This is a genomic window from Rothia uropygioeca, assembly GCF_004136585.1.
GTDB lineage: Bacteria > Actinomycetota > Actinomycetes > Actinomycetales > Micrococcaceae > Rothia.
This window is the reverse complement of sequence record NZ_NOIR01000001.1, coordinates 856,822-879,382: the sequence shown is the minus strand read 5'-3', so window position 1 is coordinate 879,382 and position 22,561 is coordinate 856,822. Positions and strand designations below refer to the sequence as shown.

Below are 22,561 nucleotides of genomic sequence, written 5' to 3'. Positions count from 1 at the left end.
GGCTCGTAGGGCCGTGGGCGGGGAACCGCAAGGAACCGTCAGGATTCCCGGTGCACTACGGCTTCTGCGAAGGACTTGAGAGCTTGCTTGACGGTTGTATCAGGCAGAGAATTCAAAGCACCGATGGCGTCGTCGGCCCACCTGTAAGCGATGTCCCAGGCCATGCTCGTGGCCGGATGGGCTCCCAGTGCCTCGACGGCCCGGGCCAGCGCCTCGTCCGTGCTGAGGTCGGCATCCATGAGATCCACCACGCGCTGCGCTTCCTCATCCCCATCCGAAGCAGATTTGCGCACCAGAATCGAGGGAAGCGTCGGAACCCCTTCGCGAAGATCGGTTCCAGGTGTCTTCCCGGAGGATTGGTGGGAAGCGGTGACGTCGATGACGTCATCGGCAAGCTGGAATGCGACCCCGACCAACTCTCCGTAACGAATCAGGGTTTGCACGGTTTCCTCGCTAGCACCCGCCAAATGTGATCCGTACTCGCAAGCGGCTGCAATCAACGAACCGGTCTTGCCTTCAATGACCTTGATGTAATGAGCCAGTTGGTCTTCGTCCGGATTCGCCCCGGCCGTCTCGTACAGTTGCCCGAGCACCAGCCGTTCAAAAGTCTTGGCCTGAACCGCCAGAGCCCTAGCCCCGAGGTCGGAGACGATCAGTGAAGCCCGCGAGAAAATCAGGTCGCCGGTAAGAATCGCGACGGAGTTTCCCCAAATCATGTGCGCGGCATCCGCCCCGCGACGTTTGGTGGCGTCGTCCATGACGTCGTCGTGGTACAGAGTAGCCAGGTGTGTCAGCTCGGTGACGACCGCGGCCTCGATGGCGTCGTCATTGATTCCCCCCGAAATCTCCGCGGCCAAAAGGGTCAGGAGCGGCCGTACCCGCTTTCCTCCGGCTTCGAGGAGATGACGGGAAGCGACGTCGGCCAAGGCATCCGTGTAGTGGACGGCCCGATCGAGACGTTCTTCGACTTCACCGAGGCTACGAAGGATCTTAGGACCAAGAATCTCGTCACGAGCGATCAGCTCGAATCCAGACGGCAATTGCATGTCTTCATACCCCGCGAAGGCTTGCGCGAAAGCGCTCTCGGGCTGGTCGTCATGCTGTCCGGGATGTGTATCAGTCACGGGCTTAACACTAACCGTTTCTCTCGGGGCCAAGGGCCGTTGGCTGCGGGCGGGATTCACCGGGTCGATGTCGCCGGGGTCAGGGATTCCACAAGGTGAACCACCCTGTCTGCCAGATGTCGCGGATCCTGAGGGGTCAGATCCGCCATGACGTCCACGACGATTTTCATCAAGGCGGGCCATCGCATGCCCAGCGACACCGACGCCTTCATGAGCGCGGGATGACCTATCAACTCGGCACAAGCACGGCCCAAGGTGAAGTGCGAACCCCAGGTCTGGCGAATGATGTCCGGGTATCGGTTAAGGATCAGCTCTCGCTGCGCCGGACCGTTGGCCGTGGCTGCATCCTCGATGACCCCCGCGGCGATTCGAGCCGACTGCATCGCGTTGGCAATGCCTTCTCCGTTGAAAGGAGAGACCATGCCACCCGCATCGCCCAGGAGCATCAGCCCCGGGATATAGTGCGGGGTGCGATTGAAAGCCATGGGTAGCGCCGCCCCAAGGACCCGCCCCGCCCGGTGCTCCGGATCAAGGGTCCACTCATCGGGCATGGCGCCGGTCCAGTCCGAGAGAACTTGGCGGTAGTCCAATTTCCCGAATTGCTGGGAAGTGTTCAGGATGCCGAGACCTACATTCGCCGTGCCGTCGCCGACTCCGAAAATCCAGCCGTAGCCAGGAAGCAACTCGGGTTTGCCCGAGGACTCGCTGCGATCGCCTTCGAGTTCGAGCCAGCCCTCCATCCAGTCGAGATCGCCGAGGGGTGAGTCATAGTAAGCGCGAACGGCAACTCCCATGGGCCGGTCGTCACGCTTTGCGAGTCCGGCGGAGACTGCGGCCCGAGTCGAGTTGCCATCCGCAGCCAGCACGAGGTCCGCGTAGAACTCCCGCGTCTGGCTGGTTCGGCGTCCTCGCTCGTCGTGAAGCTGCGCTCGGATACCGACAATACGGTCCGGCTGGCTCAGAACGCCAGCGGAGACTCCTTCCGGAGCCGACTCCAGTTCCTGGGCGCGAATAACCTCGTGGCCTGCGTGCCCTTCCAAGACGACGGCGCCAGCCGCACGAGCGTGCTCCGCCAGCTCTTCGTCGAAACCATAGCGTGTGCGAACCAGTCCGTAGCCGGGAATGTCGCCGGCAGATTCGAAGGGAACCTCAATGCTTCTGCCGGAAGCTCGCAGGCGCAGACCCTTCTGCAGGTGATAACCCTGCTCCGTGCCGTGCGGCAGCCCCATGAGGTCCATTTCCCGGACCGCGAGGGGCGTCAGCCCATCGCCACAGACCTTTTCCCGGGGAAACCGCGTCTTTTCGAGCACGGTCACCTCGTGACCTGCCTGCCCAAGCCAATATGCGGCCGTGGCCCCGGCAGGGCCCGACCCGACGACGAGTATCTTCATGTGCCTATGCCTTGAAACCCCTATGAAGCGCCACGATCCCACCGGTCAGGTTGCGATACTGAACCCCATGCCAGCCCGCTTCCGCGATGGCCGAGGCGAGCTGCTCCTGAGCCGGCCAATCGCGAATGGTCTCGGCCAGATAGGTATAGGACTCGGGGTTGGAAGAGAAGATGCCAGCGGCAGGGGGAAGCGCTCGCATCAAGTATTCCTGGTAGATCCTGCGGAACGGCGGCCACGTGGGCGTAGAGAATTCACAGATGACGAGCGTTCCGCCGGATTTGGTCACGCGATACAGTTCGCGGAGAGCTTTGGGGTATTCGGCGACGTTGCGCAAGCCAAACGACATCGTCACGGTATCGAATTCTTCATCTTCGAACGGCAGATCCGTGACGTCGGCACGGACAAAGTCGATCTCGGGATGACGGCGGCGTCCTTCGGCTAACATTCCCTCGGAAAGGTCCGCGGCGACGACGTCGAGCCCGGCCTCTGCATACGGAACGGATGAGGCGCCGGTGCCGGCCGCCATATCCAGGATTCGCTGACCGGGTGCAGGCTCTGCGGCTTTGACCGTGGCCTTTCTCCAGCCACGGTCCTGCCCCAAGGAGAGCAGTGTGTTCATGAGGTCGTATTTCGGCGCGACCCCGTCGAACATCGCGGAGACTTCCTCGGACTTCTTATCAAGATCAGCTCGGTTCACGCTGTCCATTCTGTCAGACGGCAGCGCGCCCCAGAACCGGGTCTGTGGAAATGAGCCGCAATACATAATGTGGCTTCGTTTCATTGCACCCAGTGCACCGACTCTTCTAAGCTCATCCCATGTCTATCGTCCCGCCGCGCGTTCAACCTGCCTCGACCCGTGGCGCCACGCAAGATCGTCGGAGCCTGGTGCGCGAGCAGAACCGACACGCGATCGCCGCGGCGGCCGCCGCGCTCGTTCGTCGCGAAGGGCCGCAGAGCCTGAACGTGGATGAGCTCGCTGCACGGGCGGGGGTTTCTCGCAGGACAGTGTTCAATCATTTCTCCTCGATCGAAGAAGCTGCGTTCGCCCAGATCAATGACGACTTCGATCGGCTCGCGGATGGGTTCCGGATCGGCCCGGGGCACAACGAGGAATCCATGACCTCTCATGTCACCCACGCCTTCACCGAATTCGTGCTGCGGCCCGAAGTACTTGAGAACATACGGGAGAGCGTCAGCACTGCCAGCCAGATGGTGAACTACCAGGGACTGGCGACGTGGGGACAGTCCTCGATGCAACGCATGATCAACCGTTTGATCGAGATCGTTCGCGGGGCATATCCATCTGTTCCGGTCATGCGGGTCCACATCCTCTGCCGGGTACTGCTCGACACCATCTGCGTGGCACTGCACGAAGCGCTCGGCGATGACGGCCTGGGCTCGACGACCGTCGAGACGCAGGACAAGGTCCGCGAAGCTCTCGACTACCTGACGACCATTTCATTCGATTCCGTCCTGAAGGGACCTGCCCATGGCATCGCTGCTTTATAAGATCGGACGCTTCTGTGCCCGAAAGGCCTGGCTCGTGCTTGTGGTGTGGCTCGTTGCCCTCGCTGCCGCGGGCGGCAGCTTCGCCGCTTACGGCGGCCAGCTCAGCAACGCCTTTTCCCTGCCCGGTTCGGAAACGGAGCGGTTGCAGAACCTCTTGAAGGACAAAGTCCCCGATGCCAGCCACGGCATGGGACAGGCCGTCGTCTCGACCAAAGATGGCAAACCTTTCACAGAGTCGCAGAAATCCGAGCTGGCGGACGCATTGTCGGATGCGGGCAAGGTCGACGGCGTCGCGTCGACGACCGATCCCTTCCAGACACAGAGCTCGCTCAAGGATTCGAAGTCCCAGCTCGATGATGCAGCCCGCAAGATTGAGGGCGCATGGCGGCAATTGGGCGACGGACAGAAGCAACTCGACGACGGGTACCAGCAGCTGAGCCAGGGGCAGACAAAACTGGACGAGGCCGCGAAACAAGCCTCTGGGGCACCTGATCCGGGGTCCGCCCAGGGGCAATTGGAATCGGAACAGCAGAAGCTGGATGATCAGCGCAAAACCTTGGACGGCAAGAAGGACGAACTCGACAAGAGCCGAGATCAGCTCCGGGACCAGCAGCGTGAGTATGACCGCAATCTGAAACTCTTCAAGCTATCCGAATCGGCGGCCATGGTTTCCACGGACGGGTCGACCGCCATCGCATCGATTTCCTTCGACGAAACCGAACAGAACATCAGCCAAGAAACCAAGGATTCGCTGCGACAAACCATCGATGATGCCGGGATCCGGGGCGTAGATATCAACTACAGCCAGTCCATCGCCCAGGATTTGGGCGCTTTGGCCGGGCCCTCGGAGATCATCGGCGTCGTGATTGCGCTCGTGGTCCTGCTGATCATGCTGGGGACCATCATTGCCGCGGGTCTCCCCCTCGTCACGGCACTGATCGGTGTGGGCATCGGTGTCCTGATCACCATGGCCCTATCCTCGGTCATCGAGATCCAGCAGATCACACCGATGCTCGGGCTCATGTTGGGGCTTGCCGTCGGAATCGACTACTCCCTGTTCATCCTCAACCGGCACCGAGTCAACCTTCGGCAGGGTCACGCACTCTCCCAATCCATCGCCTTGGCCAATGGAACCAGCGGAAATGCCGTGGTGTTCGCGGGCACGACGGTCATTGTCGCTTTGCTGGCCCTGAACGTCGTCGGAATTCCATTCCTGGGCATCATGGGCACGACCGCAGCCATGTGCGTGCTGATCGCGGTTCTGGTGTCCGTGACGCTAACCCCTGCCCTTCTGGGGATCATCAAATTGCATGTCCTGAACAAGAACGAGAGGGCCACCTACAACGGGCATGCCGGCAAACACGTTCACCCCAAACGGCTCGACGAGCCGCGCGGCTGGGCCAAAACGGTCACGCGCCACCCCGTTCTCGTCATCTTGGGCGCTATTGTCGTGCTCGGAATCATTGCGATACCCACCGCCTCAATGCGACTCGGCCTCCCGGACGCCTCGACCGAGTCCGTGGATTCGACCGACTACAAGGCGTACAAGCAGGTTGAGGACAAATTCGGCGCCGGGGCCAATGGCACCATTCTCGTGGTGGCCGAACTGCCGTCGGACACAGATCAGACCGCCGCACAAGATCTTCAGATCAAGCTGGCCGAGAAGATCCAAGATCAAGACGACGTCAAAACCGTGGTCCCGGGTCCCATCGCAGAGGATGAATCCGTGGAAGTCTTCCAGGTAACGCCTGACGAAGGACCCGCCGCCGAATCCACCGAGAAGCTCGTCAACAGTTTGCGCGACCTCTCCTCGGACACCGAGGCCCAGGACCATGTCACATTGGGCGTGACCGGCCAAACCGGGGGAAACATCGACATTTCCCAGATCCTGTCGAAAGCACTTCCGGGGTACATCGGAATCGTGCTCGGCCTGTCGTTCCTGATCATGGTGTTGGTCTTCCGATCGATTCTGGTTCCTCTCATTGCGACACTTGGTTTCCTGTTCTCTCTGTTGGCATCGTTCGGCGGCGTCGTCGCGATCTACCAGTGGGGTTGGCTCGGGCAGATTTTCCAGGTCCACGATGCTTCGATCGTGCTTTCGTTCCTGCCGACCCTGGCGGTGGGAATCCTGTTCGGGCTGGCCATGGACTACCAGATGTTCCTGGTCTCCGGAATGCGCGAGGCATATGCCCACGGAGCACCTGCTCGCAAGGCTGTCATCATGGGATACAACCAATCAGCTCGAGTTGTGGTGGCGGCGGCGATCATCATGTTCAGCGTGTTCGGCGGGTTCGTCTTCTCCGAACTGACCATGATCCGCCCCATCGGCTTCGGCTTGGCCTTCGGCGTACTCCTCGATGCCTTTGTGATTCGCATGACCCTGATCCCCGCAGCGATGCATCTGCTCGGCGAAGCGGCGTGGTGGATGCCTCGCTGGCTCGAGAAGATCCTGCCGAATGTCGACGTCGAGGGCGCTTCCCTCGAACGGAAGACCCAAGAAGACCGGCAGTAGCGATTGGACGTGCCCAAGGACACACGAGGACTCGTTGATCCTCAAAAGAATTTGCAATTACTGTAAATACATGAGTACTTCGACCCTGCCGACCGGTGACCGCCGCCATGCTCGGCGTGAGGCCACTCGCAAGGCGATTCTCGATGCCGCGGAGACCATCGTGCTCGAGGATGGGTTCGAGGCGCTCAAATCACGGACGCTGGCCGAGCGGGCTGGGATCTCCGAAAGGTCCCTCTTCAACCATTTCCCCAACCTTCACGATGTCATTCTGGCCAGAGTCAGCTCGTACCTCGTCCGGCTCCTGGACGAACCGAGCATTCCTGCGAGGTTGTCCGCGCACGAAATTCCCGAGGCGCTGGATCGGAAGTTCCGCGAGAGCTTCGATCGCCCCGGTGCCGACGAACTATTCGCAAGATTCTTGGCGCTGAGCATGCGACTAAGCCCGGACATGCTCGACATGTTGGGCCAACACATCCTGCGGACTCTGGCCAGCGTCGCCGAACAGCTCATGGAAGCCCTCGCCGAGAACTACCCCTCCCTGGATTTCGAACAGGGCGTCAAGATCCAGATGTATGTCTTCAACCTGACCACGGGCATAGCCTTCGGTCTCCTCCACGGCGTCAACCGGTTGGGCATCCTGGATGCCAGCCGATCCGGGCCGTGCTCAACGGGCAAGGCCCGTGTCACTCAAACCATTCAGGGAGCCGAGGCAATCGATCTGCTCACCCTGGAAGTCCTGCGCGAAGACCTCAACTGGGCCTTCGCGCAGGTGGCCAATGGCCGCCCTCGCATCTGACACTGAACCATCAACCATCGAGAGAAGTCATGGCAAAACTCCTATACCGTATCGGCGGATTCGCCGCGCGCAAGGCATGGGTGATCATCAGTCTGTGGATTGTGATCCTCCTGGCTTTGGGCGGGTCATACGCCGCGTTCAAAGGGGATCTGAGCTCCAACGTCACGATCCCTGGCACCAAGTCCCAACAGCTCCAAGACGAGCTGAGTGACAAATTCGACCTCAATGCGAACGCCGGTTCGGGCCAGGCAGTCGTCAAGACCGCAGACGGCTCCGCGATTTCCGACGAGCAGAAGCAAGCCCTCGCCAGCGCTCTCCAGAAGGTCGGGAAGGTCGACGGCGTCGAGTCGACGACCAACCCGTTCGACGAGCAGAAGCAGATCGACCAGGGCAAGGCTCAGCTCCAACAAGCCGCCCCGCAGATCGAAGACGGCCAGAAGAAACTCGACGACGGTCAAAAGCAGATCGACGAAGCTCGCTCGAAGCTCAAATCTTCCAACGCGCCGTCAGATGCCTATAAGGAGATTGACGACAAGCAGAAGGAACTGGACGCACAGAAGTCACAATTCGAGCAGAAGAAGACCGAGTTCGACCAGAACAAGGCCAAAATCGACATGTCGAGCCAGTACTCCTCCGTCTCGGACAACGAGTCGGCGGCCCTGGCCAGCATCAGCTTCAAGGATGAGATCAACTCGGTCTCTCCAGACACGCTTTCCGAGGTGCGTTCGGACCTTGCCGACGCCGATCTCAAGGGCCTCGACGTCCAATTCGATCAAAATCTCGAGGGCCAGCCCGATATGAAGCCCACCGCCGAAATCATCGGCGTCATCGTGGCCTTCATCATCCTGCTCATCATGATGGGCACATTCATCGCCGCCGGACTTCCGATTCTCATGGCCCTCGTCGGCGTGGGCGCGGCCATGCTCGGCACGTTCTCGCTATCGGGCGTCGTCGAAATGAACTCCACGACGCCGGCCCTCGGATCGATGCTGGGTCTCGCGGTCGGCATCGACTACTCACTGTTCATCATCAACAGACACCGCAACAACCTGGTGCGAGGCATGGGCATCAAGGACTCGGTTGCGCTGGCGACGGGCACCAGCGGCAACGCGGTGGTCTTCGCCGGCACCACAGTCATCATCGCCTTGCTCGCGCTCAACGTGGTAGGGATTCCGTTCCTGTCCGTGATGGGCAATGTCGCCGCGGCGTCGGTCCTGTTGGCCGTCGTGGTGGCCGTGACTCTGACGCCGGCCATGCTCGGGCTCATCGGCCGAAGGATCATTACCAAGAAGCGGTGGCAGACGATACAGCGACGTGCACGGCTCAGGGAGAATGCCCAGAGCGAGAACCTGGTCGGTGACGGGCAACTTCAGGACCGTGCCCATAAGGCGCATCTGGAACACGAGTCCTCGCCGCACGGGTGGCTGAAATTCGTCACCAAGCGTCCCATCGTCACCGCCATCGTCTCCGCCCTGGTGCTGATCATCATCGCCATCCCGATGACTCAGATCCGACTGGGACTGCCCGATGCCACGAGCTCCAGCCCTGATTCCGGCGCCTACAAGAGTTACAAGACCATCGAGGAGCAGTTCGGTGCGGGCCGGAACAGCACCATGGTCGCGGCCGCTCAGCTTCCGGAGGGAACCACCGAGGATCAGGCCAAGCAATTGCAGATCGACGTCGGACAGGATCTGCAGAAGCAGGACGATGTGGAGACCGTGGTGCCCGCCGCAATCTCCAAGGACAACAGCATGGTCATGTACCAGATCGTTCCGAAGGACGGGCCCAGCGACGTCTCGACCAATGATTTGGTAAACGACCTGCGTGACCTCAAGGTCCACACCGACGACGGAGACGTGACCTTCGGCGTGGCGGGGCAGACAGCGATGAACATCGACATCTCCGAGAAGCTGTTCAAGGTGCTGCCCATTTACCTGGCCATCGTCTTGGGCCTCTCGCTTCTCGTGCTGATCCTGGTCTTCCGTTCAATCCTCGTACCGCTGACGGCGACCCTAGGGTTCCTGTTCTCGCTCTTGGCTTCGTTCGGCGCGACGGTCGCGGTGTTCCAGTGGGGCTGGCTCGGATCCCTGTTCGGGGTCACCGACCCCGGCCCGATCCTCAGTTTCCTGCCGATTCTTGCGGTTGGCATCCTGTTCGGACTCGCCATGGATTACCAAGTCTTCCTGGTCTCGTCGATGCGCGAGGCGTACAGCCACGGGCGCGGAGGCAAGAAGTCGGTCATCATCGGCTTCAACCACAGCGCCAAGGTCGTCCTGGCAGCCGCACTGATCATGGCCGGGGTCTTCCTCGGCTTCGTCTTCAGCGGCGAAGCCATGATCGCCTCGATCGGCTTCTCACTGGCAGCGGGTGTGCTATTCGACGCTTTCGTGGTTCGCATGACGCTCATCCCCGCGCTCATGTACCTCATGGGCTCGAAGGCGTGGTGGTTGCCGCGTTGGGTCGACAAGATCCTGCCGGACGTCGACGTCGAGGGCGCTTCACTGGAGCGCAAGGACTAGGAGCGTTCGAGCCGGGTGCGGGGGCGTTTGCCTGTCGTGCGCGGGGTTATTCCCCTGCGTACGGCAGACAGACGCCCCCGTTGTCGTACGGCCCCGAATCAGACGCGCTCCTTCCAGAGGACGCGCTCGTCGGCAAGTCCCTCCCGTGTACCCCGGACCTCGATCAGGGTGATACCGCGAATCGGAGAAGACAGCGCGCACCTCAGCGCTTCGGCGTCGTCCGCGCGGACATAATGGTGATGATGCACGGCAGCAAGGCGTTCCAGGTCCGCCATCTGCGGTGTCCCGAAGAAACGTTCCACGGCCCCCGACCACCCCTCATCCCGGGCCACGTTGCCGTGCTCGAGGGTCGAAAAGATCCCGCCGCCCGCGTCGTTGAACACAATGATCTGTAGGTCGGGCACGGTTTCCCCCGGCCCGATGAGCAACGATCCGGAATCGTGAAGGAGCGTCAGGTCTCCCAGGAGGAGGCGGACCGGTCCTTGCTCGGCCAGCGCGATGCCGCTTGCCGTTGCCACTGTGCCGTCGATACCGGCAAGCCCGCGGTTCGCGTAGACTGCCGCTTCACAGTCCACAGTCTCATCGATGGGGGCAAGGTCGAGATCACGGATGAGGTTGGATGACCCGCAGACGAGGGTTATCCCGTCCTTGTCGGTCGCTTCCCTCACCAATCGAGCAACGCCAGGCCCGTTGAGAACGCCGTTGCGGGCTTCGGCCTGTGAGAAGAGACCGTTGAGGGACCGGTCGAGGCGACGATCTTCACTTCTCCACTGTTCGAGCCAGGAGGCAGCGCATCGACCCGCGAAATTCCGGGCGTCCTCGAGGGTCTGTACAGGACGTTCTGGACGCCGATCGGGGCGGGCCCACGCCACGGGACGAGGCAGATAGATGATCGACTCGATGTCCTGGCGATGGAGAAGACTGTCCACAGACCGGGACAAGGTCGGGCGCCCGAAGAGGACCACACGCTCAATGAGTTTCCCGAGTTTTCCGTCAAGGAGCAATTGGTATGTGCCCAGAGCATTCGGACCGCCCCGGGCGCCCGAGGAGGGTTCTGCCAGCAACGGAGCTCCCACAGTTTCCGCAAAACGCCTGGCAATGGGGCCGGCTCCGTCTCCTGCGACCACTACTGTGCGCTGGGTGGGCCCTTCCCGTGCCCCATCCGCTGCATCCTCGGCGAGGACGTCGAGGACCGTGCGGTCAACGAGCCGGGGTGCCACCGGGGTGCGCACATCTGCCAATGACGAAGCCCACGCACGCAAGGTTTCGCGCATCCTCGCGTCCGGAGCCAACGGAGCATCGAAGGCGACGTTGATGTGCGCCGGCCCGAGCGGCCTAGGCGACGCATCCTCCCAGGATTCGGGGTCGCGCCCGGTCAGCGCGGCGAGGCAATCGGTGAATGCAACCGTCTGCTCCCCCGGCTCCGGTTCTGGGTAGGACGTGAGGTCGGCCCAGGCGCGCACGTGAGTGCCGTAGAGACCCGGTTGCCACGTGGTCTGGTTGGCACCGGTATCGCGTAGCCGCGGCGGGCGATCCGCGGAAAGAACCGCAAGAGGGACTTCGGAATGGTTTGCTTCCATCACGGCCGGCAACAATTCGCCGACCGCGGTACCCGAGGTCGTCACGACGCCGACCGGCCGCCCCGTGGCTTTGGCCAGACCGAGCCCCGTAAACGCGGCAGACCTCTCATCGATTCGGACATGAACCTCAACAATCCCGGCCTCCGAGGCGGCAGCGAGGGCATACGCCAGGGGTGCAGACCGGGACCCGGGAGCCAGAACTACCTGCCGCATACCGGACCGAAAAAGAGAGTCCAGCACGGAAACCGCGGTAAAAAACGCGTCCGGCTGGGAGTCTGAAGAAGTCATCAAAATTATTTTACGCCGGACCGTCTCACATGAAGCAGGCGTCGACTCAGGAGATCGCGTGGGGACGCTTTGGGATTTTAGATGAGAATGATTATCATTTACTTCTGATGAATCCTTCACTCGCCAGAATCACTCCACGACGCCAAGTGCTGCTGGCCTTCGGGCTGGCGGCCGTGCTCCTCGTATCGGTACTGCTCGCCATCTCGTGGGGCGCCGCCTCGATACCCTTGGACCGTACGACGGCCCACTTGTGGGCGGCCGTCACCGGCGGGACCATCGACTCCGCCGACGTAACTGATTACACGGTCGTCATCGACATTCGCACGCCGAGGGCAATCATGGCAGCGGTCGTCGGTGCAGGACTGAGCGCTCTGGGGATTGCCGCACAGTCCATGGTGCGCAATCCGCTCGCGGATCCCTTTATTCTGGGCATCTCTTCCGGTGCCTCGGTCGGTGCCAGCGCCGTGGTGTCCTGGGGACTACTTTCGGGGCTCGGGGTGTACGCGCTGTCCTCGGCGGCATTTGCCGGCGCATTGGCAGCATCGTTCCTTGTCTACGGGCTGTCGAGATCGTCGGGAGGTATTGCACCTGTACGGCTGATCCTGACCGGCGTCGTTCTGTCTTTCGGATTCCAGGCCCTGATGTCCGCGATCGTCTTCTTCGATGCCAAGGGCGACGCCGCCCGAACAGTGATGTTCTGGATGCTCGGTTCTTTGGGCGGGGCAACGTGGAGTCAGCTTCCGCTGGCCGGGGTCGTCACATGCGGGTGCATTGTCTACCTTTGGCACCGCGCCCCTGATTTGGATGCCCTGTCCATGGGCGACGGCTCGTCCGCGAGCCTCGGCGTCGATCCGGAGGCACTCAGGCGTCGGCTCTTCTTCCTGACCGTTCTCGGAACGGCGACCTTGGTCTCGGTCGCCGGAACCATAGGCTTCGTCGGATTGGTCATCCCTCACCTGACACGGATCGTGCTCGGTCCCGCGCACCGGACCGCTGTGGTCCTGGCGCCCTTGTTCGGGGCCGTGTTCATGGTCTGGGTCGATCTGATCAGCCGCATCGCCGTGCCTCCGCGTGAGCTCCCCCTCGGCGTGGTCACGGCGCTCATCGGCGTGCCGGTATTCATCATTCTCATTCGCCGTCGAGGTTACGTCTTCGGAGGATCGCGATGAATGCTCGGATCGGTCTCAGCCTTCAGGACGTGACGATCGCAGTCGCGGGCATCGAGGTGGTGCACGAGGTTTCGCTCGGTATCAGCCCGGGTTCGGTCGTCGGTCTGGTTGGTCCCAATGGTTGCGGGAAATCGACTCTGCTCAAGGCGCTTTACCGCGCCCTGCAACCCTGCCACGGTGCGATTCTTGTCAACGGCACTGATCTGGCGGGACTGCCCTTCAAGAAGTCCGCCTCGCTCATCGCAGCCCTCCCGCAGGAAGAGCGCGGAGAACTCGACTTCACGGTCGCCGAGGTCGTTTCCCTGGGTTCCCTCGCCAACCCGACGGCAACTCGTGAAGGAGGCAATCAGGCGGTCGAGAGCGCGATGGCCCGCACTGGTGTTGCGGAATTCGCCCACAGAAGTTTCCTGGATCTTTCTGGCGGCGAGCGCCAGAGGACCCTGCTCGCCCGCGCCCTGGCCCAGGAGACCCCGTATTTGCTTCTCGACGAACCGACCAATCACCTGGATCTGAGACACCAGGTCGATCTGGTCCGGGATTTGAGGAGCCACGCTCATTCCACGGAAAGCGCCGACGCCCCTGATGATGATGCGTCCTCGCCGTCCGACGAGACGAGGAGACCCAGCGTCGTCATGGCCCTTCACGATCTCAATCTCGCCGCCAGCTCATGCGATCGAATCATCGTGATGGACCGTGGCCGCATTGTCGCCGACGGTCCGCCCGCCGAAACGTTGGATCCGGACCTCGTCGAGAAGGTCTACAAGGTTCGTCCCATGGTGACGGCCCGTCCGGATACCGGGGCACCCTATTTTCTGTTTCCAATGTAATGCTGCCGCCCTCCTGAACACCCCGCGGCTGCACCACATGAATATTTCGATCAACCGACCAGAGGAGAACCCTATGAATCGCACCCCGACGCCGTCCAAACGCAGGCCCACCCGCTGGCGACACTCCGGAACGCTGTGTTCGGCCGGACTCGTGGGTATCTTGCTTCTCTCCGGTTGCGGAGCCTCAGTCCGGGAGGATTCATCCGATGCCTCAGAGAGGACCATATCCAACTGCGGTCAGTCGGCTACCTACCCCACGCCGCAGAAACCGGTCGCCTACGATGTATCCGCGATCGAGAAAATGTTCTCGCTGGGACTTGCCGATAGGATGCGCGGAATCGTCATGCCAAAGACGATCAGCAGCGTCGTCGACAAGTCCCCCTACCGTGATGACTATTCCAAAGTCGAAACCATCTCGGACACGGTTCTGGGACAGGAAACGTTGGTCAGCGCCAAGGCCGATTGGGTGTTCGCAGGTTGGCAGGCCGGATTCAGCGAGGAGCGCGGGGTAACGCCCGACTCTTTGGCGAAAGTGGGCATCCAGTCGTACATGCAGAACGAGACGTGCTTCAACTACAAAGGCGACCGGTCCAACCCAGAACCGTTGGAAGCCACCAACCAGGACCTCAAGGATCTCGGAAAGATTTTCGGGGTCGAGGACCGCGCCGAGAAGTTGGTCTCGGACCTGAACCAGCGCAAGGACAAACTCAAGGATGCACCCCGTCCGGAAAATCCGAGTCGGGTCTTCATCTACGATTCCGGGACCACCGAGCCATACACCGCGGGGCGTCGGACTGCCGCCAATTCGATCGTGGACCTGGCCGGTGCCCACTCCGTCACTTCTGATCTGGATGCCCGCTGGGACACCGTGGGCTGGGAATCGATTGTTACCGCGAACCCGCAGGCGATTGTCGTCGTTGACTACAACAAACAACCGGTCGAGGAGAAGATCAAGTACCTCAAGGAACAGTCTCCGGTCAGGGACTCTCCTGCCGTCAAGCACGACAACATTTATGTGATGGATTACGGCGAGGCCGTGGCCAGTCCTCGAAATATCGAGGCGGCCGAGAAATTGTCCGAGTACCTGAACGGAAGGGGTCTGCGATGAGCCTCGTCAGTCCAAACGAAATTCTCTCGACCGAGGACGTCATTCGAAAGGCAGCCGCTCAGGAAGACCACGCCGCGGCTCCTGCCGTCGCCCGAAGCGTTTTCTATGTGCAGCACGGCACGCGTCTGGCCGCCGGAGAACAGCTCTATCGAAATCAATACGTACTCGTCCGGGTCGACGGCGCGTTCGGGGCCTGTGCTTTCGAGGCCGGGGAACTCGGCCCGGAAATTTCCGAGCTGTCCGGCAGCCCGGTGCGAGAACTGCTCGAACACGGCTCGGCCCCGATTCGATTGGCGGCACTCGACGCGTGGCTTGCCGCCCGAAACCCGCATCGCGACGATGCGAGGGCGCGGCTCGTCCGGCTTCCCACGGGCACTCCCGACGAACGGGCCGCCGCACGCGACCACGCGGTGGCAAGTCTGCTCGACATAACCGCGGGCGATCGGGTCGCGCTGATCGGCGTGGTCAACCCCTTGATCGCCGCGATCAGGCAGCGCGGCGGAGAGCCACTGCCCTGCGATTACGGAATGCGAACCACGCAGTGGGGAGATCCTGTGAGCCGTGACATGGAAGAGGTTCTGGACCGGGCAGATGCGGTCATCGCCACGGGAATGACCTTGGGAAACGGGAGCTTCGATCGCATTCGAAACAGGTGCGTGGAGCGTCGGATCCCGCTCGCGGTCTACGCCCAATCGGGATCCGCAGTGGCCAGAGAGTTCTTGGGATGCGGGGTTTCGGCCCTGAGTGCCGAGCACTTCCCCTTCTCGCAGTTCAGCGCCGAGGAAACCCCTCTCTACGTGTACAAGGCGCTATGACAGAGGACCGAGGAGCACACATGCACCACGAGCACCCGACCGATTCCGATGCAACACTGACTGACCGAGCGATCGTGGCCAGGATCTGGCCGCTTCTGGGCGCGTGCGCCCTCGGACTAGTCCCTTTCACCGTTTATTCCAATTTTCTCGTCGAGATCACCCGGGACAGCGGTCACCACGCGACCCTGATGGGGAGTCTGCGCGGTGTAGGGGGCGTCGCCGCACTCCTCGTCGGGCTGACGTGCGCGCCTCTTCTGGACCGTATCTCCCGGCGCATGGCCACGATCGTCTCATTGGTCCTATTGGCGTCGGCCTGTTTGGTCGGGATCATCGGCTCGCCCTGGGCTTGGGTAATCTTCTGCCTGTTCGTCGGAGCAGGCACCTCGATCCTCAATCCGGCAGCCTCCGCAATGGCCGCCGACCGGTTCCGCGACGAGGCGACATCTGGACGGGCCGCAACGCAGGTCTCGTCCGTCATGACCTTGACTGCGGTGTTGTCGGCACCCCTTCTGGCAGTCCCGGCCGCGTGGTGGGGCTGGCGAGGAGACCTCGTCGCCACGTCGTTGCTCTGCCTCGCACTGGCGTGGTCCCTGAAGTCGGGGATCGGTTCCACGTTGGAAGACCGGTCCCCGAGACAGGAGGGCCTGCACACCGGTTACGTGCAATCGCTCAAGATAGCCGTCGGGCTGCCTTGCATTCCGGCGTTGCTGACAGCTTCGATGTTGCGGACGGCGGCCTTCATGGGGCAGCTCGCCTACCTGGCCGTCCTGTACAACGAGCGCTTCCAGGTTGGCCCAGGGCTCTTTTCCTTGGTCTGGACGCTCTCCGGGTTGGCATTCTTCCTCGGTAACTGGTTCGGCGGTGTCGCGCTGCGCAAAATCTCCAATTCGGTCATGACCGCGTGGATCGGCGCGATCGCTGCGGCACTCGGAACCGCGGCAATCATGTGGCTGTTCGGGACCCATCACGTGGCTTCGGCCCTGGGCGCCACAACGCTCTTGGGGGCGTCCCATGCGGTTCTGGCCGCCACGGTGACAACCCTGCTTGTACGCCAATCAGGAAGTCACCGTGGGACGGTCCTCGGGCTCAATGGTGCGGGCCAAAGCCTCGGAGTATGCATCGGAGCCTCGATTGCAGGGCTGGGCCTGGCCCTCTCCGGTTGGAACGGCGCGGGGATTGCCTTGGGGGCGGTGACGGCGTGTGCAGCCGTTGCGGCAGCCAGGGCCGCGTGGCATCTTCGCGCAGTCCGCGAAGGAGCGAATCCATGATTGATCCTCTCCTGCCTCACAGCGGGTCTTCTGCCAAGCTTCCCGCGCCTCGCCGGGAACATGCCTCCGTCTCGGCCCCCGAAGTCGATCCCACGCTGATCACCGGCCGGGGATCGTGCATAGGGCACCACGGCGAATTGCTCCAAGGAAGCTTCTGGGACCGATCCCGCGGCAAGTACGTTCCCGGCCTGCTGACCCTTCCGTTACCCAGCAGGCGGGCCTACGCGACCTTTCGCCCCCGGGATTCTCAGGCCGGTGTCCGTGTGCAGGGCGCCCATTCGAAATCGGCGAAAGCAGCCGAACTGACCTTGGAACTGTGTTCCCGGCGAGGCCTCAACCGGCCTACGGGCGGGCATTTGCACCTAAGCAGTGACATCCATCGAGGTTGGGGAATGGGCTCTTCGACGGCCGACGTCGTGGCAACGATTCGTGCTGTCTGCGATTGTTGCGGCCTGGTGCTGGACGAAAAGGAGGTCAGCGCGATCGCTGTGCGTGCCGAAACGGCTTCCGACCCCCTGGCCTTCGACACCACGCCGGTGCTCTTCGCACAGCGCGACGCTCACGTCCTGCAACGGTGGGAGCAACCGCTGCCGCCTCTGTGGTTGGTCGGGTGCAGACTCGACGTCGAACCGATCGACACGGTTTCCATGGGACCCACACGGTATTCGACCTCTGAACGAACCGAATTCGATCGTCTACGGGGCCTCTTGGATCGGGCCGTTCGCCGGCGTGATCCCAAGGCCCTGGGGAGGATTGCGACGCGCTCGGCACTCATCAACCAAAGGCATCTGCCCAAACCCCATCTCGGGCGGGTGCTGGATATCTGCGGTCGGACGGGTGGTGTGGGAGTCCAGATCGCACACAGCGGGAACGTCTGTTCCATCATGTACGACGCCACCGACCCCGGCGTCGCGTCGCGCGCCTTCGAAGCCCGCCGAGAACTCACCGACTTAAGCTTGCCGACAACCATCCACGAACTTTGGGAGAATCCGTGATCGACGAGGCGTCACCGAACAATGCCGACATTCCCCGAGCGATATCGAGGCACGCGGGTCAGTCGTTGGGTGCCCCCGACCTGATCGAGCTGGCGCCCCAGTTGTTCGCTCTGCGATTCGAGGTGATGAAGGCACGCTCGGCCCGTGCGGCTCTGGGTCGTCTCATGCAAGACGGCACGATCCGGGCCGGTTCGACGGTCATCGACTCGTCGAGCGGCATCTACGCGTACGCCTTGGCTCTCGCATGTCACGAGCTCGGAGTGCACTGTTACATCGTCGGTTCGACCACGATCGACGAAACTCTGCGCATACAGCTTGACCTCCTGGGGGCCGAACTCGAGCAGATGCCTCCTTCCGAATCATTGCGGGCCGACCAACACCGCCGTGTATCGCGAGTCCAGGAGCTGGTCAGCGCTCATCCTGAGTGGCACTGGATGCGCCAGTACCACGACGCGGTTCATTACCTCGGGTATGAACCTGTCGCTTCTGCTTCGGGCCGCCTCCTGCTCGAGAGAGGTTATCGGTCCGTTGATCTCGTCGCTCCCGTGGGTTCGGGGGTTTCCAGCGGTTCGCTCGCCCTCGGTCTGGCATCGTCGGGGCTCGATGTGCGACTCGTCGGTGTTCAGCCCTTCGGCTCGGTCACTTTCGGCTCGGAAGGAGTCGAAGATCCGGACATGCTCATCGCCGGGATCGGCAGTTCAATCGAATTCGAAAACGTCCGACATGATATGTATCACTCGATCCATTGGATCTCGTACGAGGTGGGACGGTCGGGCACCATATCTCTCTGCCGGGAGCATGCGCTCTTCGCGGGACTCAGCTCGGGAGCGGCTTACGCAGTGGCGCGCTACCTCACGCAGCATGAGGATCCTCAGGAGCGTTGCGTTCTGATGACGTGCCCGGATACGGGACATCGCTATCTCAAGGGAGTCTACGACAACGCCGCGAAAGTTCGGGAGGTCTCCACCTACGAACCTCACCGCCTGGTCTCGCCCGGAGAACGACCGAGGCTTCCGTGGTCGTCGGTTCTTTGGGGAGGCAAAGTCAGTCCCGTGGAATGACCATCCCCATCGATTGGGGCATCGCGTCTCTGAACCCCATGCTGTAATACAGCGCGCGCCCTGGTTTGTCCGCCATCAAGGTGATGTACGGGTCAGCCGGGGCGTGCTGTCGAATTCTTCGGATCAAAGAAGAGATCACTTCCCGACCGATGCCCCTGCCCTGGTGGTCGGGCAGCGTCGCCATATCGGCGATGTGGAAGTACCATCCGCCGTCGCCCAGGACCCTGCCCATGGCCACAACCTCCTCCGATTCCACGTGCCTCACGTGCGCCCAGGCCCACGAACCGGTCAGTGCCGGAGCAGCCTGTTCCGGGGTCTTCGGAGACAGTCCCGCTTCCGCTCTCAAACGCACGTAGTCCTCGAGGTCAGGCGCATCCCCGATCAGACGGTAGTCCTCTCGCATCTCATTCCTCCTCGCCATTGGGTTGCCTCCGGACGTGTCCGGTCTTCTCGGCCAACCGGGCGTAATTGTCTCGGAGCCGGCCCATCCACCAGTCACGTCGGTGTCCGGGGGCTCGGAATTCTTCGAGTCGTGCCGGGTCGGGGGCTACTCGTCGGACCGGCAGATAGCCGTCCTCGGGAATCAACGGCTCATTCGTCAGGTCACCGGCGAGCAGGGAAGCCGTTCCCAAACCACAAGCGTGCTCCAGCTCAGGAATCGAAGCCGCGAGCGCAAGACCCGCACTCATTCCGACCGACGTCTCCAGGGCCGAGCTGACAACAGCCGGAAGACCAGCGTCGCGGATGATGCCCAGTGCATTGCGCGGACCGCCCAGCGGCGCGGCCTTGACCACGATCAAATCCGCTGCCCCCTCTTCCGCGACCCTTAACGGGTCCGATTCTTTGCGCACGGATTCGTCCGCCGCGATCCGCACGCCAAGACCTTCGCGAGCAATCGCCTGGCGCAATCTCGCGAGGCCGTCGATCGTGGGCACGGGTTGTTCAATGTATGCAGGAGCGAATTCAGCGAGCGCTCGGAGGGCATCCAACGCGGATTCGTGGTTCCATCCGCCATTCGCATCCATCTTCAGAACGGCCCCAGGAACGGCTCGTTGGACCGCACGCACTCGGGCGACATCGTCGTCAAGTGACTGTCCTTGCTCGGCCACTTTGATTTTGACTTCACGCACTTGACCGCGAGACCGAGAGAGTACCTCGGGGACGCGTTCCGGCCCGATGGCGGGAACGGTTGCATTGACAGGTACCTTGTCCCGGCGCGCGGCGGGGAATGGTTCCCATGCGGACTCTATGGCGGATGCCAGCCAGCGGGAAGCCTCGGTCGGTCCGTACTCCAGAAAAGGACAGAATTCGCCCCAGCCTTCCGGCCCTTGGAAAAGCAGAGCTTCCCGGTGATCGACGCCGCGGAACCGCACGTTGAGCGGCACGGAAACTACCGTTGCGGTGTCTTCCAATTGTTCAAGGCTGGGCCAGTCTCGCTCGGTCATGTCTCCACTGTGCACCTTTTCCTCGCGCAAGACTATGCAATGACATGGCGCTCAGGAAACGTTCAGGGAAATTCCGACGAATGGGCAGGTGATACTGGCATCCTGAACTGAAATGGGGTGGATTGATGAGCAGAAAGGGGGCCCGAGCCGTATGAGTACCGAGCCAACGCGAGAATTGGGCAACGGCCCTGAACGCGATTGGCCGTCGACGCATCGGAGACCGTTTCAGCCGCCAACTTTCGGAATCGTCGTCAAACACCTGGTCGTGATCGCGGTCATGATCGCAGGTTTGTGCGCAACGATCTGGACTTTCCTCTACAGCTATTCGGGCCAGTGGATCGACCAAACCGCACTCTCGGAAGTCAGCAACAACTTCCGCCAGTACAGCAAAGGTTCCGACGATCTTCTCAATGCCCTTCCAGTGATCTCCGGAGTGCTAGCGGTGATCGGCATCGTCCTGGTTCTCGTGCGCCGGCACAGATTCCTTCCGGCGTTGATCGGCCTCCTGATGGCGGTCGGCGCAAATGCCACGACGCAAGTTCTGAAATCTTTGATCCTGGACAAGCCCGATTTGGGGGTCCAGGAAGCGACCATGAATTCTCTGCCTTCGGGTCACACGACGTTCGCCGCCGCGGCCGGGGCCGCGCTTTTCCTTGCCGCACCCAAGAAGTGGCGGCCGTTCCTCTCGCTGATCATGTTCCTGTTCGGCACGCTCACCGGCGTTGCGACTGTCATCAATGAGTGGCACCGGCCAGCCGATGTGGTGGCCGCGCTCTTCGTGGTGGGCACGTGGACCGGACTCGGCCTGCTGGTTCTGCGATTCATCCCGGCCGAGGACCACGACACATCGAGTACACGCCACACGGGGATGCTCATCATCCCCCTGATGGTCATCTCCGGCCTCTTCCTGGCTTTTTGTGCGATGGCTACCTACATGATCGCCACCCAGCAGCACTTCACAGGAGCTGCCCTCTTGGGAAGCTTGTGTCTGATCTTTTCCGTGGGCTTGCTGACCACCGCGCTAAACGTTTGGCTCCTGCGCCGCAAGCAGCCCGCGGACGAACGTCCGTATACCAAGGTCTGGACCTACTAGAGGCATGTTCCTGCAGACAACATGACGAAAAAGCGGCGGGCGCTGTACCCGCCGCTTTTTTGTCATGGAAGATCAAACCTACTGGGCGTGCTCTCCCGTGGTGATGGGACCGGTAACTCCGGTGGGTGTGTCCTCCACGGACAGGTCCTCGCCCATCATTCCCTTTTCCTCCAGCCATGCCAGCCGGTCCAGGAGGATACGCGTGACCCCGGCATCGTACGGCAGCTTGTACATGGCCGCCGTAGTCGGGCCGGCATCCGGGTTGGAGGTCGAAGCCGCGATGCGATCGATCGCCTCACGCATGGTCTCCGACTGGCGCTGCACGAATGTTCGTTCGACCGGGGTGCCGTGCCCGGGAACGAATACGTGGTACCGGTCCAGTCCGGCAACGGTTGCCAGGGTTTGGACCCATACCTCGGGGAAAGAATCGTCGAATGCGGGGTCCGCGCCCTGTTCGACGATGTCGCCCGTGAAGAGGATTTCGTCCACCCCCGCCAGGACATCGTTGTCGGTGTGCCCCAAGCCCAGGTAGAACAGCGTCACGGCGCGGTCTCCGAGATCGACGCGCGTGAAAGAAGCACGACCGCCATCCCCTGGGAGTAAACGCGTCGGCGGGACGATATCCGTGTTGGGACCCTGGTGATGAGCCATCTCCGGCTCGAGAGTCTCTACATAACCGCGCTGACGGTCCGCGTAACGTTCCATTGCCCTTTCCGCATTCGGATGGGCCCAGAAATCGGTAGCTCCGTCCGCCGCGAAAACGGCATTTCCGAAGAAGTGGTCATAATGCGCGTGCGTGTTGACGACCACGAAGGGAAGGTCCGTGATTTTGCGGGCAGCACGGAAGATTTCTGCGCCTTGCCGCGGTCCGGCACCAGTATCGATGACCATGGCCTTGTCCGCGCCAAGGATCAATCCGGTGTTCAAACGGTAGTCATCCGTCATGATGACATAGATCCCGTCGGCAATTTCCTGTGTTCGAGCCATATACACACGGTACTTGATCCGAAGTGATTCGCGGGGCATCCCGGCGGGGAAACTCGTCAGCCCAACGCGATCGC

19 protein-coding genes are annotated in these 22,561 nt (G+C 61.9%); 12 read left to right on the top strand and 7 right to left on the bottom strand.

All coding sequences use genetic code 11. The features are described 5' to 3' along the window. Positions 1-38: 38 nt before the first annotated feature. The 3 genes from EWR20_RS03885 to EWR20_RS03875 form a co-directional block, all read right to left on the bottom strand. A complete protein-coding gene (locus tag EWR20_RS03885) occupies positions 39-1,046 on the bottom strand; it encodes a polyprenyl synthetase family protein (protein WP_129359434.1) in 1,008 nt (335 codons plus the stop codon). Positions 1,047-1,180: 134 nt separating this feature from the next. Further along, complete coding sequence (locus tag EWR20_RS03880) at positions 1,181-2,515, bottom strand: geranylgeranyl reductase family protein (protein ID WP_129359164.1); 1,335 nt, start codon at positions 2,513-2,515, stop codon at positions 1,181-1,183. Between the two features lie 4 nt (positions 2,516-2,519). Then, the gene (locus tag EWR20_RS03875) at positions 2,520-3,221 is read right to left on the bottom strand and encodes a demethylmenaquinone methyltransferase (RefSeq protein ID WP_129359162.1); all 702 of its coding nucleotides are present in this window, start codon (positions 3,219-3,221) and stop codon (positions 2,520-2,522) included. A gap of 110 nt (positions 3,222-3,331) precedes the next feature. Here EWR20_RS03875 and EWR20_RS03870 point away from each other — a divergent pair, with 110 nt between their 5' ends. From EWR20_RS03870 to EWR20_RS03855, 4 genes are all read left to right on the top strand, one after another. Then, a complete protein-coding gene (locus tag EWR20_RS03870) occupies positions 3,332-4,024 on the top strand; it encodes a TetR/AcrR family transcriptional regulator (RefSeq protein WP_129359160.1) in 693 nt (230 codons plus the stop codon). Then, positions 4,005-6,536: an MMPL family transporter gene (locus tag EWR20_RS03865; protein ID WP_129359158.1), complete on the top strand. Its 2,532-nt coding sequence runs from the start codon at positions 4,005-4,007 to the stop codon at positions 6,534-6,536. Before EWR20_RS03870 ends, EWR20_RS03865 begins: the two co-directional genes overlap by 20 nt. Positions 6,537-6,606: 70 nt before the next feature. Beyond that, positions 6,607-7,332 (top strand): TetR/AcrR family transcriptional regulator, encoded by a 726-nt coding sequence (locus EWR20_RS03860; protein WP_165000944.1) that lies wholly within the window; start codon positions 6,607-6,609, stop codon positions 7,330-7,332. 29 nt (positions 7,333-7,361) lie between these two features. Continuing rightward, positions 7,362-9,851: an MMPL family transporter gene (locus EWR20_RS03855; RefSeq protein ID WP_129359153.1), complete on the top strand. Its 2,490-nt coding sequence runs from the start codon at positions 7,362-7,364 to the stop codon at positions 9,849-9,851. A 98-nt stretch (positions 9,852-9,949) separates the two neighbouring features. On the opposite strand, the gene menD is transcribed toward EWR20_RS03855, so the two are convergent. Beyond that, positions 9,950-11,719 (bottom strand): 2-succinyl-5-enolpyruvyl-6-hydroxy-3-cyclohexene-1-carboxylic-acid synthase, encoded by a 1,770-nt coding sequence (gene menD / locus EWR20_RS03850; protein ID WP_129359151.1) that lies wholly within the window; start codon positions 11,717-11,719, stop codon positions 9,950-9,952. 107 nt (positions 11,720-11,826) lie between these two features. On the opposite strand from menD, the gene EWR20_RS03845 reads away from it, so the two are divergent. The 7 genes from EWR20_RS03845 (at position 11,827) to EWR20_RS03815 (ending at position 18,962) form a co-directional block, all read left to right on the top strand. After that, entirely contained in the window at positions 11,827-12,888 is a 1,062-nt protein-coding gene (locus EWR20_RS03845) for a FecCD family ABC transporter permease (protein WP_129359149.1), read from the top strand. Beyond that, entirely contained in the window at positions 12,885-13,715 is an 831-nt protein-coding gene (locus EWR20_RS03840) for an ABC transporter ATP-binding protein (RefSeq protein ID WP_129359147.1), read from the top strand. The genes EWR20_RS03845 and EWR20_RS03840 overlap by 4 nt, the downstream gene beginning before the upstream one ends. A gap of 73 nt (positions 13,716-13,788) precedes the next feature. Next, positions 13,789-14,823: an ABC transporter substrate-binding protein gene (locus tag EWR20_RS03835; protein WP_129359145.1), complete on the top strand. Its 1,035-nt coding sequence runs from the start codon at positions 13,789-13,791 to the stop codon at positions 14,821-14,823. Then, positions 14,820-15,638 (top strand): Rossmann-like domain-containing protein, encoded by an 819-nt coding sequence (locus EWR20_RS03830; RefSeq protein WP_129359143.1) that lies wholly within the window; start codon positions 14,820-14,822, stop codon positions 15,636-15,638. Before EWR20_RS03835 ends, EWR20_RS03830 begins: the two co-directional genes overlap by 4 nt. Before the next feature lie 20 nt (positions 15,639-15,658). After that, on the top strand, positions 15,659-16,906 hold the full coding sequence (locus tag EWR20_RS03825; protein ID WP_129359141.1) for an MFS transporter: 1,248 nt from the start codon (positions 15,659-15,661) through the stop codon (positions 16,904-16,906). After that, a complete protein-coding gene (locus tag EWR20_RS03820; RefSeq protein WP_165000943.1) occupies positions 16,903-17,901 on the top strand; it encodes a GHMP family kinase ATP-binding protein in 999 nt (332 codons plus the stop codon). The genes EWR20_RS03825 and EWR20_RS03820 overlap by 4 nt, the downstream gene beginning before the upstream one ends. Beyond that, entirely contained in the window at positions 17,898-18,962 is a 1,065-nt protein-coding gene (locus tag EWR20_RS03815) for a pyridoxal-phosphate dependent enzyme (RefSeq protein ID WP_238147550.1), read from the top strand. The genes EWR20_RS03820 and EWR20_RS03815 overlap by 4 nt, the downstream gene beginning before the upstream one ends. Here the strand turns inward: EWR20_RS03815 and EWR20_RS03810 are convergent. Together EWR20_RS03810 and EWR20_RS03805 are read right to left on the bottom strand one after the other, a co-directional pair. Then, entirely contained in the window at positions 18,946-19,365 is a 420-nt protein-coding gene (locus EWR20_RS03810) for a GNAT family N-acetyltransferase (RefSeq protein WP_129359137.1), read from the bottom strand. The two genes, EWR20_RS03815 and EWR20_RS03810, sit on opposite strands and share 17 nt — an antisense overlap. Before the next feature lies 1 nt (position 19,366). Then, positions 19,367-20,407: an o-succinylbenzoate synthase gene (locus EWR20_RS03805; protein WP_129359135.1), complete on the bottom strand. Its 1,041-nt coding sequence runs from the start codon at positions 20,405-20,407 to the stop codon at positions 19,367-19,369. Positions 20,408-20,558: 151 nt separating this feature from the next. Here EWR20_RS03805 and EWR20_RS03800 point away from each other — a divergent pair, with 151 nt between their 5' ends. Next, on the top strand, positions 20,559-21,500 hold the full coding sequence (locus EWR20_RS03800; protein WP_165000942.1) for a phosphatase PAP2 family protein: 942 nt from the start codon (positions 20,559-20,561) through the stop codon (positions 21,498-21,500). A gap of 78 nt (positions 21,501-21,578) precedes the next feature. On the opposite strand, the gene EWR20_RS03795 is transcribed toward EWR20_RS03800, so the two are convergent. Beyond that, a complete protein-coding gene (locus EWR20_RS03795; RefSeq protein WP_129359131.1) occupies positions 21,579-22,487 on the bottom strand; it encodes an MBL fold metallo-hydrolase in 909 nt (302 codons plus the stop codon). Positions 22,488-22,561: the final 74 nt, after the last annotated feature.

Coding starts and splice junctions, on each gene's coding strand:
- EWR20_RS03870 (WP_129359160.1), top strand. CDS start 3,332: ATGTCTATCGTCCCGCCGCGCGTTCAACCTGCCTCGACCCGTGGCGCC.
- EWR20_RS03880 (WP_129359164.1), bottom strand. CDS start 2,515: ATGAAGATACTCGTCGTCGGGTCGGGCCCTGCCGGGGCCACGGCCGCA.
- EWR20_RS03795 (WP_129359131.1), bottom strand. CDS start 22,487: ATGGCTCGAACACAGGAAATTGCCGACGGGATCTATGTCATCATGACG.
- EWR20_RS03840 (WP_129359147.1), top strand. CDS start 12,885: ATGAATGCTCGGATCGGTCTCAGCCTTCAGGACGTGACGATCGCAGTC.
- EWR20_RS03820 (WP_165000943.1), top strand. CDS start 16,903: ATGATTGATCCTCTCCTGCCTCACAGCGGGTCTTCTGCCAAGCTTCCC.
- EWR20_RS03830 (WP_129359143.1), top strand. CDS start 14,820: ATGAGCCTCGTCAGTCCAAACGAAATTCTCTCGACCGAGGACGTCATT.
- EWR20_RS03885 (WP_129359434.1), bottom strand. CDS start 1,046: ATGCAATTGCCGTCTGGATTCGAGCTGATCGCTCGTGACGAGATTCTT.
- EWR20_RS03855 (WP_129359153.1), top strand. CDS start 7,362: ATGGCAAAACTCCTATACCGTATCGGCGGATTCGCCGCGCGCAAGGCA.
- EWR20_RS03825 (WP_129359141.1), top strand. CDS start 15,659: ATGCACCACGAGCACCCGACCGATTCCGATGCAACACTGACTGACCGA.
- EWR20_RS03860 (WP_165000944.1), top strand. CDS start 6,607: ATGAGTACTTCGACCCTGCCGACCGGTGACCGCCGCCATGCTCGGCGT.
- EWR20_RS03800 (WP_165000942.1), top strand. CDS start 20,559: ATGAGTACCGAGCCAACGCGAGAATTGGGCAACGGCCCTGAACGCGAT.
- menD (WP_129359151.1), bottom strand. CDS start 11,719: ATGACTTCTTCAGACTCCCAGCCGGACGCGTTTTTTACCGCGGTTTCC.
- EWR20_RS03875 (WP_129359162.1), bottom strand. CDS start 3,221: ATGGACAGCGTGAACCGAGCTGATCTTGATAAGAAGTCCGAGGAAGTC.
- EWR20_RS03865 (WP_129359158.1), top strand. CDS start 4,005: ATGGCATCGCTGCTTTATAAGATCGGACGCTTCTGTGCCCGAAAGGCC.
- EWR20_RS03835 (WP_129359145.1), top strand. CDS start 13,789: ATGAATCGCACCCCGACGCCGTCCAAACGCAGGCCCACCCGCTGGCGA.
- EWR20_RS03810 (WP_129359137.1), bottom strand. CDS start 19,365: ATGCGAGAGGACTACCGTCTGATCGGGGATGCGCCTGACCTCGAGGAC.
- EWR20_RS03845 (WP_129359149.1), top strand. CDS start 11,827: ATGAATCCTTCACTCGCCAGAATCACTCCACGACGCCAAGTGCTGCTG.
- EWR20_RS03805 (WP_129359135.1), bottom strand. CDS start 20,407: ATGACCGAGCGAGACTGGCCCAGCCTTGAACAATTGGAAGACACCGCA.